This window comes from Streptomyces sp. NPDC088350 (assembly GCF_044753545.1).
Lineage (GTDB): Bacteria > Actinomycetota > Actinomycetes > Streptomycetales > Streptomycetaceae > Streptomyces.
On the sequence record NZ_JBIVNL010000002.1, the window covers coordinates 617,681 to 632,868 of the forward strand.

At 72.4% G+C, this 15,188-nt stretch carries 13 protein-coding genes; 12 read left to right on the forward strand and 1 reads right to left on the reverse strand.

What is annotated here, in order from left to right; translation table 11 throughout:
• Window positions 1-16: 16 nt before the first annotated feature.
• The 8 genes from ACIQBL_RS07930 to ACIQBL_RS07965 are packed head-to-tail and all read left to right on the forward strand — an operon-like array spanning window position 17 to window position 8,875.
• The gene (locus ACIQBL_RS07930; protein WP_401938098.1) at window positions 17-1,660 is read left to right on the forward strand and encodes a hypothetical protein; all 1,644 of its coding nucleotides are present in this window, start codon (window positions 17-19) and stop codon (window positions 1,658-1,660) included.
• A complete protein-coding gene (locus tag ACIQBL_RS07935) occupies window positions 1,660-1,974 on the forward strand; it encodes a hypothetical protein (protein WP_401938101.1) in 315 nt (104 codons plus the stop codon). Before ACIQBL_RS07930 ends, ACIQBL_RS07935 begins: the two co-directional genes overlap by 1 nt.
• A complete protein-coding gene (locus tag ACIQBL_RS07940) occupies window positions 1,971-2,420 on the forward strand; it encodes a hypothetical protein (RefSeq protein ID WP_401938103.1) in 450 nt (149 codons plus the stop codon). Before ACIQBL_RS07935 ends, ACIQBL_RS07940 begins: the two co-directional genes overlap by 4 nt.
• A complete protein-coding gene (locus tag ACIQBL_RS07945; RefSeq protein WP_401938105.1) occupies window positions 2,417-3,730 on the forward strand; it encodes a baseplate J/gp47 family protein in 1,314 nt (437 codons plus the stop codon). Before ACIQBL_RS07940 ends, ACIQBL_RS07945 begins: the two co-directional genes overlap by 4 nt.
• Complete coding sequence (locus ACIQBL_RS07950) at window positions 3,727-6,960, forward strand: LamG-like jellyroll fold domain-containing protein (protein ID WP_401938107.1); 3,234 nt, start codon at window positions 3,727-3,729, stop codon at window positions 6,958-6,960. The genes ACIQBL_RS07945 and ACIQBL_RS07950 overlap by 4 nt, the downstream gene beginning before the upstream one ends.
• Window positions 6,953-7,573, forward strand: a complete 621-nt coding sequence (locus tag ACIQBL_RS07955; RefSeq protein WP_401938110.1) for a hypothetical protein — start codon at window positions 6,953-6,955, stop codon at window positions 7,571-7,573. Before ACIQBL_RS07950 ends, ACIQBL_RS07955 begins: the two co-directional genes overlap by 8 nt.
• Before the next feature lie 8 nt (window positions 7,574-7,581).
• Window positions 7,582-8,220, forward strand: coding sequence for a hypothetical protein (locus ACIQBL_RS07960; RefSeq protein WP_401938112.1), 639 nt, complete (start codon window positions 7,582-7,584; stop codon window positions 8,218-8,220).
• 16 nt (window positions 8,221-8,236) lie between these two features.
• Window positions 8,237-8,875 (forward strand): hypothetical protein, encoded by a 639-nt coding sequence (locus ACIQBL_RS07965; RefSeq protein WP_401938115.1) that lies wholly within the window; start codon window positions 8,237-8,239, stop codon window positions 8,873-8,875.
• 496 nt (window positions 8,876-9,371) lie between these two features.
• On the opposite strand, the gene ACIQBL_RS07970 is transcribed toward ACIQBL_RS07965, so the two are convergent.
• Window positions 9,372-9,494 (reverse strand): hypothetical protein, encoded by a 123-nt coding sequence (locus tag ACIQBL_RS07970; RefSeq protein WP_401938117.1) that lies wholly within the window; start codon window positions 9,492-9,494, stop codon window positions 9,372-9,374.
• A gap of 23 nt (window positions 9,495-9,517) precedes the next feature.
• On the opposite strand from ACIQBL_RS07970, the gene ACIQBL_RS07975 reads away from it, so the two are divergent.
• The 4 genes from ACIQBL_RS07975 (at window position 9,518) to ACIQBL_RS07990 (ending at window position 15,154) form a co-directional block, all read left to right on the forward strand.
• Window positions 9,518-11,323 (forward strand): hypothetical protein, encoded by a 1,806-nt coding sequence (locus tag ACIQBL_RS07975; protein ID WP_401938120.1) that lies wholly within the window; start codon window positions 9,518-9,520, stop codon window positions 11,321-11,323.
• A 71-nt stretch (window positions 11,324-11,394) separates the two neighbouring features.
• On the forward strand, window positions 11,395-13,092 hold the full coding sequence (locus tag ACIQBL_RS07980; protein ID WP_401938123.1) for a hypothetical protein: 1,698 nt from the start codon (window positions 11,395-11,397) through the stop codon (window positions 13,090-13,092).
• Between the two features lie 100 nt (window positions 13,093-13,192).
• Window positions 13,193-14,035 (forward strand): BTAD domain-containing putative transcriptional regulator, encoded by an 843-nt coding sequence (locus ACIQBL_RS07985; protein WP_401938125.1) that lies wholly within the window; start codon window positions 13,193-13,195, stop codon window positions 14,033-14,035.
• Window positions 14,036-14,182: 147 nt separating this feature from the next.
• On the forward strand, window positions 14,183-15,154 hold the full coding sequence (locus tag ACIQBL_RS07990) for a glycoside hydrolase family 25 protein (protein WP_401938128.1): 972 nt from the start codon (window positions 14,183-14,185) through the stop codon (window positions 15,152-15,154).
• Window positions 15,155-15,188: the final 34 nt, after the last annotated feature.

A 15,188-nucleotide genomic window follows, 5' to 3' on the forward strand; every position in this document is an offset into this window, starting at 1 on the left:
GCCGGGAGGTGACGTCATGAGTTTCGTCATCCGGTACCAGGTCGAGATCTCCGCGCCCGAGGACCCGAGCAGACTCGGACTGCCGGTGGTCGTGTCCAACGACGTGCTGACCGGTTCCTTCGTGCTCGACGCGGACATCACCGTCACCATGACGGAGGGCGCCGCCGCCGACACGTTCGAGGTCACGCTGATCAACCTGCCGACCGACGTGACCGACCTGATCCGGGCGGTCCAGGCGCGGACGCCGGTCGACGTCGCGATCCGGCTCGGCTACTTCGACGACCCGTCCACCCGGTCGGGCGACGGCGGCCTCGTGCTGAAGGGACGGGTCACCAGGGTCTGCGGCAACGTCGGCCAGGACGGTTACGCGCGTACGGTGCTGCACGGCCAGGAGAAGGCCGGCTACCTGCTGCGCAACACGTCGGCCGCCGCCGGCAGCCCCGCCTCGACGACCGCGGAACAGCTCGCCCGCGAACTGGCCGGGAAACTGGACGTGCCGGTGGCGGCGGGATCGACGCTGCCGGGAGACCTGAGCGGCTTCACGGTACGCAGCCGGTCCACGCTGGACGCGCTGCGCGCCCTGGCCGAGCGGGGCGACGCGCCCCTGGTGGTCCGCGACGGCACGGTCTACTTCGGTGCCTCGGTCGGCGCGGCGGACGACAGGGCACCGGTGGCGCTCGACCCCGACACCAACATCGTGTGGCTGGACAGTTCCTACGGGGAGGACACCGCGGGGGAGTTGTCGCCGCCGGTGCGGACCACCGTGAACCTGGCCGTGCTCGGACATCCGGGCCTGCGCGTCGGCCAGGTCGCGAGGATCAGCGGACTGTCCGGGGTGCCCGACGGCACACTGCGGCTGTCGCGGGTGGTGCACCGGTTCACCACCGCCGGCGGATACACCACCGAACTCGGCCTGATCGCGGCCGGCGCCGGCGAACGGGCCCAGGTCACCACCGGCGTACAGGTGGTGGCGGACCGCTGGCAGGGCATGGTGGACCGGGCCCACGACAACCGCCCGGCGATCGACGTCGGCGAGGTCACCGAGTACACCGCCGGCGCCGGCAAGCACCTGGCGTCCCTGCACTACGCCCAGGTCCCCGACCCCGGCGTGGTCGCGCCCAGCGTGGCCAGCCCCGTCGACACCGGCGCGAGCATGCACGAGAAGCCGATCGCCTCGGTGTTCGCCTTCGACCGCACGGGCCTGGTCGTGCCGGTGTACCCCGGCATGCGCGCCCTGCTCGCCCACAACCGGGGCACCGTCAACGACGCCGTACTGGCCGGGTTCCTCTGGCCGGACAACCCGGCCACCCGGCGCCCCGCCAACGAACCCGGTGACTACTGGCTCGCGTTGCCCACCGCACTCGGCGACGACGGCCGGCCCACCGGCCCCGGCGCCAACGACCTCACCGACGCGGGCGGGCGCCGGGTCGTCCAGACGACGGGCCTGCACATCGTGGTCGGCAAGGACGCGCTGCCCGAGGTGGGCACCCGGCCCAAACCGCCCGCCGACGACACCATCACCATCGAGCACCACAGCGGTACGACCATCACCGTCGACGCCGACGGCGCGGTCACCATCAGCACCGAGAACCACCCGATCAGGCTGACCAACGGCACGGTCAGCCTGAACCTCGACGGTGCCGCCGTGGCGGTGTCGTGATGCCCGCCGTCCTCACCGCCGCCGCCACGCTCCAATGCCCGCACGGCGCACCGCTGTTGATCGTGCCCGGCGGACACCTGCTCACCGTGGACGGCGAGCCCGTCCTCACCCGCGCCGACCTGCTCACCGCGACCGTCCCGGCCTGCCCGAACAAACCGCCCTGCGGCGCGGTCGCCTCCGTCGACACCGGGCTCGCCACGACGCTGAAGGCCGGGGACGAACCGGTGGCACTGGAGACCGCACAGGGATCGACCCTGACGGCGTCGCCCTGGTCGGTCGTCTCGGCCGGCCAGACGAAATTGGAGGCAACATGACATCGCCGACCTCCCCGGACCCGTTCGGGCACGGCCTGCGCGTGGACGACGGGGACCTCGTACTCGACGGCGGGGACCTGGCCGGGGTGAGCGGCATCGCCAACCTCACCCAGGCCCTGACCCTGCGGGTCCTGACCCCCTTCGGCTCCGACCGCTTCAACACGGGCTACGGCCTCGACGTCACCCAGGCGTTCACCGAGCCGAACGGCACCCGCGTCGTCAAGCAGCTCCTGAAGCTGAACCTCGTCGGCACGCTGGGCACCGACCCGCGGGTCAGCGAGGTCAGGCAGGTCACCTTCGACGACGATCCCGAACGGCTGGCCGCAGGTCCCGGCGCCGTGGACCGGGCGCGCGCCGCGCAGGTCCGCCGCGCGTGGACGGTCGAGGCCGACCTGGAGACGGTGGCCGACGTTCCGGTCACGCTGCGCGTGAACGTGGAGGTATGACGACCGTGACCGATTACGGGGTGACTGCCGACGGGTTCGTGCTCAAGCCCGTCGACGTGATACTCAGCGAGTCCTTCGACCGGGCCAGGGCGGCGTTCCCCGGAGCGGACCTGACCAGTACCAGCGCGCTGCGCAAGATCCTGGAGACGGCCGCCGCCGAGGACGGCGAACTGTGGAAACGGCTGGAGGACCTGTACTACGGCAACTTCGTGTCCACGGCGACCGGCACCGGCCTCGACCTCCTCGGCGACGACACCGGCCTGGAACGCGCGACCCTGGCGAGCACCGGCACGGTGGGTGTCACGCTCGACCACGGGGTGGAGGGCCGGAGTTACGTCCTTCCCCAAGGGGCCGTCCTGGTGACCGAGGAGCCCGTCCGGGCGTTCGGCACAGTGGCACCGGTCGTGCTCGACCGGCACACCCCCACCGCCGACGTCGGTGTGGTGGCGTTCGAGCCGGGTCCCGACGGTGACGTCGACGCCGGCACGATCACCGGCATCGACCCGACGTACCGCTCCATCTACCTGGCCGACTTCGGGCCCGCCGACTTCACGGTGACCAACCCGGCCGCGACGACCGGCGGCACCGAGGACGAACCGGACCGGGCCTACCGCGGCCGGCTCCTCGGGATCGCCCGCAACCTCTGGACCGTCGAAGCCGTGGCGCAGGCGGCCCTCGGGGTCGGCGGCGTCCTCGACGTCGTCCTCTCCGACCCGCTCGGCGGAGTCGACGTCTCGCAGAGCTACTTCGACCTCTTCCACTTCGACCAGCGGGCCTTCAGCAGCGAACGCCGCGTCGGGCAGCCGTACTTCTTCACCGTCGTGGTCGCGCACGACTTCCGCTGGCCCTGGCACACCACCGGGCCCGTGCCCGGCGTCTTCGAGCGGGTGAGCGCGGCGGTCGACACGGTACGGCCGATCGGCATCCACGCGAACATCGTCGAGGCCGACCACATCGAGGTCGGCGTCCGCGCGACCCTCGTGATCGCGCCAGGCTCGGACGGCGTCGCCCTGCTCTCCTCGGTGCGCCGCCGCCTGGCGACCGACATCGCGGCACTGCGCCTGGGCGGCGACGTCCTGTACGCGCAGGTGGTCAGCGCCTTCGTCGAACAGCCGGGCGTGCTCGACGTGCAGGGGCTGCACCTGCGCAGGGCACCGGCCGCGTTCGGCCGGATCACCTTCGGCGACGTGCCGTTCCAACGGGTGCTCGCGGAGGGCGCGGTGGGCGAGAACCTGGTCATGGGCCCGACCGAACTGGCGACCTTCGTCGTCGACGGCGACGCCTTCGACGTGACGGTGGTGACCGGATGACCACCGAGGCCGTCACCCCGGCACCCGTGCTCGCCGTCACCACGATGGCGCGCCGGCTGACCACACCGTTCGCCCGGGGCGCGGACACCCTCGCCCTGCGCCTGCGGCTCTCCACCAGCTCGCAGGCGGCGGTGGAGAGTTACGACTTCGCGGACCACGAGGCCCGCTTCGGCGTACCGCCCGAGCCGCGCTACGTCCTCGCCACGACCCGGGACATCGACGTCGACACCACCGTGACGATCACGTACCAGGAGCCGGGCGCACGGAGCGTGGACCGTCAACTGACCGTGCCCGCAGGGACGGTGACCGGCACCTCGTTCCTGCTGGAGCAGCCCAGCACCCCGACCGCGCGGCTGCTCCTGCTCACCGTGGTGCCGACGCCGTTCGACAACCGCCCCCAGGACTGCTGGACGCTGACCGCACTGCTCGGCACCACCGCAAAACTGCTCTGGGTGACCGGCGCCGAACGCGACCAACTGCGCCGCCACGCGGCCACGACCCTCGCCCAACGGCACCTGCCGTCCGCCCTGGGCCTGAGCCTCGACCTGATCGGCGCCGACCTCGGCGTACCCCGCTTCCCGGCGCTGCCCTACGGCTTCGACACCGACACCGTGGCGCTGTACCACCTCGACGACGACGCCGGGGCCACCCCGCCGGTGGCCGACACGACCGCCGTGTACCCGGGCCGGACCGCGCATCACGGGGTGCTCCAGGGCCCGGTGCAACTCGGCCTCCCCGGGAGGTACGGCCGCGCGATGGGCTTCCGGTCGGCCGACGCGGCGGTCGTCGTCGCCACCGACGCCACGTTCGACATCGGCGAGCGGGACGACGCGACCTTCGAGTGCTTCGTCCGCCCGGACCCGGCTCCCGCCCCCGACGGCCCGGTGCTCAGCCGGCGTACGGACCCCGAAGAGCCCGGCCCCGGCTGGGAGTTCGCGATCGGCGACTTCGGACGGGGCCTGGCCCGCGACGTGCGGTTCACGATCGGGGACGGCGACCCGGACCACGACGTGACCCTGTTCGCGGACACCACCCTGCCGACCGACGCGTTCACGCACGTGGCGGCGGTGCTCGACCGCACCAGCGGCAAGGTGGGGCTGTACCTCGACGGACGCCTGCGCGACTCGCGGTTCCTGTACCCGCTCGGCGCGGTGACCGGCCCGGCCCCGCTGCGCATCGGCGCGGCCGGCGGCGGCTTCCGCGGAGTCGTCGACGAGGTACGGATCAGCTCGGCGGCGCGCACCGGCTTCGCACCCGCGCTCGGCGAGGACGACGACCACTACCGCCGCCGCCTCGAACTGTTCCGCCGCTGGACCCTGCCGACCCCGGCGAATCTCACCGCCCTCCTCAACCGGCTCGCCGGACCGATCGGCGGCCGTCCCGACGCGCTGGTGGTCGACGACACGAACGCCACCCTGGTCCGCGGCACCCGGCTCGCGCACATCCGCCCGCACGCCCTGCTGCCCGGCGAGAGCATCGACGCGACCGGACGCCGCCGCACGACCGAGGCGAGCGCGGTGGGCACCGCCGCCCAGGAGGACACGTTCGACCCGGCCTACCTCCTCCGCTACGACCACGCCGGAGTGGACTTCACCCCGGCGCCGGCCCCGGCCGACCCGCACCTGGTCCAGGTCGGGGTGGCCGAGTGTCTCGACCGGCTGGTCACCCTGGCCGGCACCGAGACCGCACCGCCCGGCCGCCTCCTGGTCGCCGCCGCCTACGACCCCCAGGCGGGCGACCTGCGGGCAACGGGCCGGGCGGTGCTCCTCGGCCACAGCTCGGTACCCCCGGGCCGCCTCGCGGCACTGGCCCACCGGGCGGGCTTCGACTACGTCGCGTACCGGGCCGGTACGGGGGAGGTCTACGCGGCGATCGCGCTCGGTGACTACTTCCGGATCGACGTCACGCCGGTCACCGTCACCTCAACTGCCGCCGCTGGGCAGGCCGTTGCCCCGGACGCCGTTGCCCCGGACACCGTTGGCTCGGACGCCGTTGCCCCGGTCGTCGGCTCCCCGACCGACCTGGACCCGGACACGCCCGTCACGCTCTCCCTGCGCCCCGCGCCCCCCGCGGACGCCTTCCTGAACTGGCTTGTGGTGCCCGGTGGTTCAGGGCGTGGCACGCTCACGCCGGAGAGCGGGGCCGGGTCCCGGCATCGGACGGCGGCCCTGACCGCCACCGCCGCCGGGCAGTTGATCGTCAAGGCCGACGTGGCCCGGGGCAGGCACACCGTCTCGGCGTCGGCGACCCGCGTCCTGCGGATCGGCCCGGCCGGCCTGGACGACGGTGCCTCCCTCGCCGCGGACGGAACGCCCGGCGTGCCCGCGTCGAGCGTGGAACGCCCCGGGACCTACTTCGACGCGGCGTTCCTCGTCCGCCACGACGACCCCCGGGTCGCCTACGGCAGCGACGCCGCCCATCTCATGCAACTCGCGGTCGCCGAACTCCTGGACGCCCTGCTCGCCGAACTGGACCGCCGGTCGGTCGCGGGACGGCTCACGGTTGTCGCCGCCTTCGACGACACCGGTGACCCTCCCGACCCGGCCGCGGCGCAAGGGCGGCGGCTGAGGCTGCGGCACAGTTCCGTGGACGCGGGCGCGCTGGCCGGGGCCGCGTTCGCGGTCGGCTTCGGCTATCTCCTGCGCCGCGGCGACGAGTTGGAGGTGCGCCAGCCCCCCGGGCAACTCGTCGCGGTGCGCGGGCCCGCAGGCGTCGAGCAGGGCGCCGTCATCGAACTCGACGAGGGCGCCACCATGGACCTCACCGCGAACCCGTCGCCCGCCGCCCTCGCCGCCGCCGGACTCGTCGGCCAGTTCCCCGGCGAGGGACCGCGCCTCGGCTGGGCGTCGGGGACGTTCGACGCCGCCGCGATCACCGTGGCGTCCAGCACCCGGCAGACCGTCACGCTGCGGGCCGACGCGGCCGGCACGGCCTGGGTGCAGGCGAGCTATCCGATCGGCGGGCAGGCGGTCCCGTACACCTTCCAGGTCCGGCTGCGGCCGGAGCTGGACATCCCGACGACGGTCATCACCAAGGACCAGCACGACCTGATCATGAACATCCTCAACGTGCTGCATCCCGTCGGCGTGGAGGTCAACACCGCCGCGATCCGCGCCCATGTCGTCGAACTCCAGGGTGACCTGTCCCAGGCCAACCCGGACTACACGTACCCGAGGTTCCGTGTCCGCGGCCCGCTGCCGCCCCGAGCGAGGAGGCCCGCAGATGGCTGACATCGTCTTCCAACCCACCTTCGTCCACAAGGAGTTCGTGGACGGCCCCGACGGCGACCGGGTCAGGGCCGACGAACCGAACGGATTCAACGCCCGGTTCACCGCCATCGAGAGCGATCTGCGTCAACTGTCCGGCGTGGTCGCGCAGATCGATGCCGCTGTGGCACAGCGGGGGACAGGGCCGACGACTCACCTGCTCAGTCTGCCGCCGACGCTGCTGCCGGTCAGCGGGGGTGGCAACGCCTGGATCACTACCACCAGCGGTGCGGCCCAGGCGGAGACCACGACAGACCAGAAGACGTCGGGAGCGATGGAGGTGGCGCTCCCCGACAACGTCCAACTGGCCTCGTTCCGAGCCATGGGCCAGGGCGGCACCAGCGACGTGGGGACGGCAGCGATTTCCCTGTGCCGGGTCCCGATTCCGGGCGGCACCCCGGAGGTACTGGCCTCGATCGCCGGCGACACGGACCCGTTCGACAAGGCCGCGGTCGTCGATCCGGCCGTGGCCACGACCGCCACCGCGACGTTCCGGTACATCATCCAGGCCGCCGTCACGTCCACCCGCGAACCCGTGACGATCGCCGGCTTCCAGATCGCCTACACCAGCAGTTAGGAGTCATTGTGGCCGACATCAGCTACGGCCCGACGTTCCGCCATGTTCTGTGGGAGGACCGCAAGGACCGTGTGGAGGCAGGCGGGCCGAACGGGTTCAACGGACGCTTCAACGCGATCGCGAGCGATCTCCGCCAGCTGTCCACGGTGGTGACCGACATCGGCGGGGCGATCGACGCGTCGAACGCCCCGCCGCCACCGCAGCCGCAGCGGCTCGGTTTCACGCCGGTTCTGCGGAGCACCGGGGCGCAGAACGACTGGACCTACGAGTCGAGTGGTGTGGCCGGGGCGGGCGGCTTCGACACGTTCGGCGTGGCCAACCTGACCCTGCCGGACGGGCTTCGGCTGACCTCGGTGCGTGTCGTGGGCACCATCTCACGGAACAGCCTGGGAGCCAGCGGCGGTGGCGTCTCGTTGGCGCGCACGCCGCTCCGGCTCGTCGTCCCACCCGCGGTCCCCGAGACGCTGGCCGTCAACGACGGCATCCCGGGCAACGGGGCCTTCGACCTCCAGATACCGGTCACCGCCTCACGCGCCCTGATCGACACCGGCGCGTTCCGCTATGTCTTCACGGCGAACTTCAGCGCCATCACCTTCGGCAGCATGTCGATCGAAGCCGTCCATCTCACCCTCGTACCACCGTCCTGACCGGGAAGGGACAGCCATGACCGACCTCGGCTACACGCCCACCTTCGAGCCCACAGACTGGATCGACAACGTCAGCCGCATCACCGCCGACGGCCCGAACGGGTTCAACGTACGGTTCGACGCGATCGGGAGCGACCTGCACCAGGCGGCCGCTGTGGTCACGCAGATCGACGCCGCGCTCGCCCAGCCCGTCGGCGTCACGACCGGCCGGCAACTGTTCACGCCGGGCCTCGACCTCGTCTCCGCGCCGGCACCGGACGAAGGATGGTTCTACGACGAGACCGGAGCAGCGCACCCGAGCTCCCGTGACGGCGCCGGCGGCACCGCGGTGATGGGCCTCAGCCTGCCGGCGAACATCCGGCTGGTCTCCTTCCGCGCCATCGGCCTCTATGCGGGCGCTCCGGCCACACTCAGCATCGCCCTGATCAGAACCCCGCTGGGGGACGCGAGCGCGACACCCGGCAAGCTGGCCGAGATCAGCACCGCCACCTCCACCCTGACCAACCCGTACGACGTCACCCTGCCCATCGACGCCACGCTCGCCGCGGTCGATCCCGAGACCTACCGGTACTGCGTGGTGGCCGCGGCGGGCTTCATCCAGGACTCCGCCGCCACGAGCCTCGCGACCGTCCAACTCGCCTACACCGCGAGCTGAGCCGGCGCCATGCGGATCGAGTGCCACGTCCCCATCACCCTCCGGATCGTCGGGGTGCCCACCGACGACCAGCTGGAGGCGGCGGGCCGGGCCCTGACCCGCGCGGTCACGGCCCGCCTGACCGAGGCCGAACGCCTCCTGTCCGACCGGCACCACGGTCCGGCCGACGCGCACCCCCCGGCCCAGGAGCGGTACGACCCGAGCCGCGGCGACTCCACCGGCTACACCGTTCCGTCCTACCTGGACGACGGCGCCCCACTCCGGATACCGGCCCAACTGACACAGCCGATGGCACCGTCGGGACCGACGACACCGGGCACGCCGACGACACTGGCCGCGCCGATGGCACCGGGCGCGCCGATGGCACCGGCCGCACCTGCGACACCGGGCGCGCCGGCCGCACCGGCCGTGCCGAGCGCACCGGTCGTGCCGAGCGCACCAGTTGTTCCGGCTGTACCAACCGTGCCGACTGCCCCGGTCGTACCGACCGCTCCGACTACACCGGCCGCTCCGACGGCACCGGCAGCACCGGCTGTGCCTGCTGCACCGTCGGCACCGGCAGCACCGGCTGTGCCTGCTGCACCGTCGGCACCGGCAGCACCGGCTGTGCCTGCTGCACCGTCGGCAGCGTCGGCGCCGGTCGTGCCGGCTGCACCGACTGCACCGCCCGCAGTCGACCCCCAGCCCCCCGCCTCCGCACCGGCCACCGCACCCCCCGCCGCGACGACCGCCACCGCCGCACTGCCGGACCTGGACGCGAACGAGGCCGCCGTGCGGGCGCGGCATCCCGATCTCGCGCGCCCGGACCCCGCTCAGCCCGCTCGGCGGAACGAGGACGCGGTGCGCGCGGTCGCACCGGAGGTGTTCGGTTCCGGAGAGGCGGTCGACGCGGTGTTCGACACCCTCTCGCCGTTGGTCAAGGACGCGCTGGCGCAGCAGTACCCGGGCGCGAGCCGGGACGAAATGACCCAACACCGGCTGCAGTTCCTCGTCCGCATGCGGATGTACTTCTCCTCGTGGCACGACCTGATCGACCACTTCAGGAACTTCGTCCGGGTGAAACGGCAGGGGGGCCGGGTCGACATCGTGCTGCACCGGGACGCCGCGGTACGGCTGGAACGCGTCCTGGACCTGCTCACGCGGCACAACCACCCGCTGCCGTCGATCACCGGCGGTTTCCAGTTGCGCCACTTCGACCAGGGAGACATCCAGAGCGCCGGTTACATGGTCCACGCGCTGGGTTACGCGATCGACATCGCCGCCGCCGAGAATCCCAAGATCGGTTTCCGGGATCCCGGTGTCGGCCGCTTCGACCCCTACGGGATCGCGGCCAACATCGCCCCCGGCAGCGTGCACATGGACATGGGTCCCGGCGGGCTGCAGACCGTCAAGGCCATGGGGCAGCGCATGGCCAACGACAACAGCACCCTCGCGGCGGACGACCAGGACCCCGCCGCGAAGGCGTACTTCAAGCTCTTCGAGCAACGGTTCCAGGCGATGCGCGAGGGCTCGCTGGGCTTCCTCAGCACGCTGTCGGCCGACCACCGTACGAAGCTGTTGGACCTGCGCCGGCGGCATCTCGACGTGCTCCGGAAAATAAGGGCCCAGCGGGACAGACGTCCGGCCGACCCGAAGGCCATGGCGGATCTCCAGGAACAGCGGCGAGCCACGCTCGCGCAGATCCCCGTACTCGTCACCGAATGGATCGACGCCCTCGACAGGGCCGTCGCCACATCGCTCGCCGCGCACCCTGGGATGGCCGCGCTGCGCCCGCCCGCCGAGATACGGGCCGACCTGCGGCACGCCGACGAGAACCTCCGCCGGGCGACACAGGACGCGGCGCGTGCCACGGCGGCGAAGTCCGCCGCCGCGGTGCGGCATGACGCCGCGACAGCCGCGTACCGGACCTTGGCGGCGCGGGCGTGGCGGGCCCCCGCCGGCGCGGCCTCGGACAAGGCGTTCGACGCGGCACAGGCGGCGTCACGGCGGATGGCCGAGACACGCGAGGAAGCCGTGGCCGCGGAGCACGGTGAGATCGCCGCGATACGGGCCCGGAGCCGCGCCAAGGCCGCCCGCGACGCACTGGCGGCCGAACTGGCCACCTCCGACGTCCCGGCACTGAGCAGCGCCTGGGAGTGGATCACCAAGTACCGCGAGCTGCGCGACGAGTTGGCGGCCCCCGACCTGTCGCCGGCCGGCATCGGCACCTTCGAGGCGCTGACGACGGGCGATCTGGCCCACATCGCTCCGCCGGACAACCCACCCCTGCTGCGACTGCTGGAAGTGGGCTACTTCAATCCGAAGGACGCGTTCGATCTCGAGTTCTTCGAGGAGATGGCGCACAGCGGCCTGGTCCCGGGAGCGACGTGGCAGTTCGGCGGCGCGGATCCGATGCACTTCGAACTCCAGGAAGGCAAGGACCGCATCGGGAACCCCGGCACATTGTGACGTGCTCGGCCGGCCGGGCCCCGGGTCGAGCGCGGGCCCATCGCAACGACGTGAGAAGAAGTGGGTGTGGTGTGCGGAACGACAACGGTCCCCTACGGCGGTGCTACCACCTGCCCGACGTGACGGTCCCCGACGGCCTGCCGGCCGAGGACGCCCGACGGCTGCGCGAGACGGTCGAGGCCGCGATCCGCGGCGCGGTGCGCGCCGCCGCGCCGGGGGAGACGGCGTCATCGCCGGCGAGCCCCCGTCCGCAGCCGCGCGAGCGTGTCACGGAGACCGACCGGGACAGCTATGCCGTGCCCAGTTACGACAGCGACGGAGAGAAGGTCGGCATACCGGTCGTCTCCCCGCCCGGGGCAGCGGCTCCCGGTGCGCAGATGTCGCCGCGCGATCCGGCGAATCCGCACAACACGCTGACGGCCCGCGAGATGTACGGCATCTGGCAGAAGCACTGGGTGTCGCGCCGCAACCGTGCCGAAAGCCGTCTGGAAGAGGCCAGGAGAAGTGTCTGGCGCAAGGACGCAGCCGCCTACGTCCGCGACCTGGACCGGTTCGACCTGGGACATCGGGATGCGCTCGGGCCCGAATACCGTGCGGCGGCCGACGAACGGGACGTCTGTTCGTTCATGCTCTCCGCGAAGGACCAGGTCCACGTCTGGATCGAAGCCCAGGAGACGCTGGGCAAGCCGGTCACGTTCGAGCGAGTGGACGCCCAGGCCGTCGAAGAGGCGCGGGCCCTGGGTTTCAGACGGACCTGGATCGACCCGGTCGTCTTCTCCGTGCTGGCGGCGGCCTCCTACCCGGCGGGACCGGCCAGACCCCCTGCCACCGGTGATCTTCCCGCGACACCGAGACTCCGCCCGACGGGTCCGGCCGGTACTGTCGGTCCGGCTGAACCTGCCGGGCCCGGGACACCCCCCGCCGTTGCCACCGCGCCGCCCCGTCCTGTGCCGCCGAGCGGCATCGCGGCCTGGACACGTGCGTGGGCGGTCCGGTTCGGTCTGAACAGGGCGATGTCCGGCGTGGACGAGGCGGGGGCCACCCCCAGAGTGGCGGCCACCTCGCTCACCCCCACCGAGCAGGGCACACCACCGGCCCCGCGCCGGCCGCCGACGACACCGACCGGGGAACCCGTCGTGGCGCCGGTACCGGAACAGGCGCCGACCGCACCGGCAGTACGCCGGTTCGACCTGACGGTCACCCCGCTCGGACCCGACGAGGCATTCGCGCAGATCAGCGACGAGCTGGCCATCGTGCCGTCGGCGGCATCGAGCGGCACCGGCCCGGCCGCCGCAGCCGCCGACGCCCGGGCCGCAGGACTGATCGGGCCGCAGGGCGCGCCGGGCACGGCGGACCTGGCGGTGCAGCGGCACGCCGACGCGTCGGACATCCGCGGCGCCTACGGGGTATCCGGCGGCCAGGTCCAGTCGGCGCACCTCGGCCCGACCTCCTTCCTGCGGGACGTGACCGGCTACAGCCGCGGCAACGCCCCCACCACGCTGCTCCCCGCCTTCGTCCACGCGGCCTTCGACCAGCACTGGAAGAACTGGGCGATCGCGCGACGCCGGGCCGGCGACACCGAGGTCACGGTCGAGGCGCTGTACGCGCAGATGCTCGTGGCGGTCGACCGTATCCCCCTGCTCACCCAGGAAACCCGCGACACCATCGCCTGGGCCATCCACCGTGAACTCTTCTACGACCTCGGTCTCGCGCCCGGCGACCTCCTCACGCTGCCCTACCCCAACGTGCCGCCGACCCCGAGCCCGTGACCACGAGGGCACGTCCGGTCCGATGAGCGGAACGGCATATGACAGACCCCGTCCGGCCTCCTCACTCTGGTCACCTCGACACGGGGAAACGGGGACGGCGATGGCCTGGAACGAACTGACCGCGGAACCACGAAGACACGACACGACGGAACAGGCACCGGCAGGGCAGGCACCGGCCGAGCAGGTCCCGGCGCTCGCCGGACTGCGGCTGTTCGGCGCCTTCAGGCTGGAGGGCGCGGAGGGCGGCATCGCCGTCCCGGCGAACGAGCAACGGCTGCTGGCCTACCTCGGGCTGCACCAGCGCGCCCCCCGGTCGGTGGTCGCCGGAACCCTGTGGCCCGATGTCACCGAGGAACACGCGCAGGGCAGCCTGCGCACGACACTCTGGCGGCTGCGCCGGGTGCGGTACCCGGCGGTCGGCAGCGACGGCGACACCCTGTACCTCGCCGACGGCGTCTCCGTCGATGTCGACGACTTCACCCGGGCCGCCCTGCGCCTGACCGGCTCCGCACCCGATCCGGGCGACGCGCTGCCCCCGCTCGGCCTGCTGACGAGAGGCGAGCTGCTCCCCGGCTGGGACGAGGAGTGGATCTGCTCCGAGCGCGAGCGACTGCGCCAACTCCGCCTGCACGCACTCGAATCGCTGAGCGCCCGGCACACCCGGCGCGGCTGCTACGCCCTCGCGCTGGAGGCCGCCCTCACCTGCGTCGCGATCGAACCCCTCCGCGAGAGCGCCCACTGCGCGGTGGTGACCGTTCACCTGGCCGAGAGCAACGTCGTAGAGGCGATCCGGCACTACGAGGCGTTCCGCCGGCTGCTCCGTGCGGAACTCGGCATCGAACCCTCGGCACGCCTCACCGGCATGATCCCGCACCGGGCCAAGTCCGTGACGCGGACACCGTCGTCGGCCGAGACACCCGAGCGACACGACCGCTCCGCCTGATGAATCCGGGCCCGGCGGTGACGTTGACACGGTGGTGACGCCCTCGTCACGGGGTGCCTGCCATCGTCCCCATGACGAAGGACATATGACGACCGAAAGCCCTCCCGCAACGATGCCGGAACGACGACCCGAAAGGGGATTGCCCACATGGCCACATGCCGTGGCGTCGACGTCTCCGCCTTCCAGACGCCCCAGAACTGGACCGCCCGCAAGGCCGAAGGCGTCGTCTTCGCCTTCGCCAAGGCCAGCGAGGGCGAGCACACCCACGACCCGCGCTTCGCCCAGCACATCACCGCCGTCGTCGACGCCGGACTCGTCCCCGGCGCCTACCACTTCGGCTGGCCGATCCAGAGCGCCACCACCGAGGCGGCGAACTACGTGGCCGCCGTCAAACCCCACGCCCGCCCCGGCTTCGTGCACTGGCTCGACCTGGAACGCCGGTCCGACGGAGCGAACTACGCGGGCGTCACCGCGGCCGGGATCCTGTCCTACGCCAAGGCGTGGATCGCCGCGGTCCGGGCCGCGTTCCCCGGCCAGCGCGTCGGCGTCTACACCTCGGGCAGCGACCTGACCGCGGGCCACGCGCCCGCCGACGTACCGCTGTGGTACCCGGCCTACCCCTGGTCCGGTGCCGCGACCTACGCACAGGCGGAGGCGCACACGCGGCCCGCCCCGGCCGGCCGGACGCCGCTGTTCTGGCAGTTCACCTCGACCCCGCTCGACCGATCCATCTGCTACCTGAGCGAGTCCGCGCTGCGCACGTGGGCCGCCGGAACGGAGACCGACATGCCGCTCACCGCCGACGACATCGCCAAGATCGCCACCGCTTCCGCGACGGCGGTGCTGACGATGGACGGCCTGATCGCCGCCCCCGCAGACGCCCCCGACGCGAAGACCAACCCGTACTGGGAGCTCCAGTCCTACATCAAGGACACCAACATCCGGCTACGGGCCGTGCAGGCGACCGAGGCGGCGCAGAGCGCGGCCATCACCCAACTCGCCGCGGCCATCGCGACGTTCGACAAGACCATCGACCCCGCCGCCCTGGTCTCCTCCATCACCGCGGCCATCGAGACGGCCGTCGGCAAGGTCGTCGTCCACCTCGACACCGCCCCGTGACGGCACCAGGGGCCGCGGGCCACCGAAAGGCAGG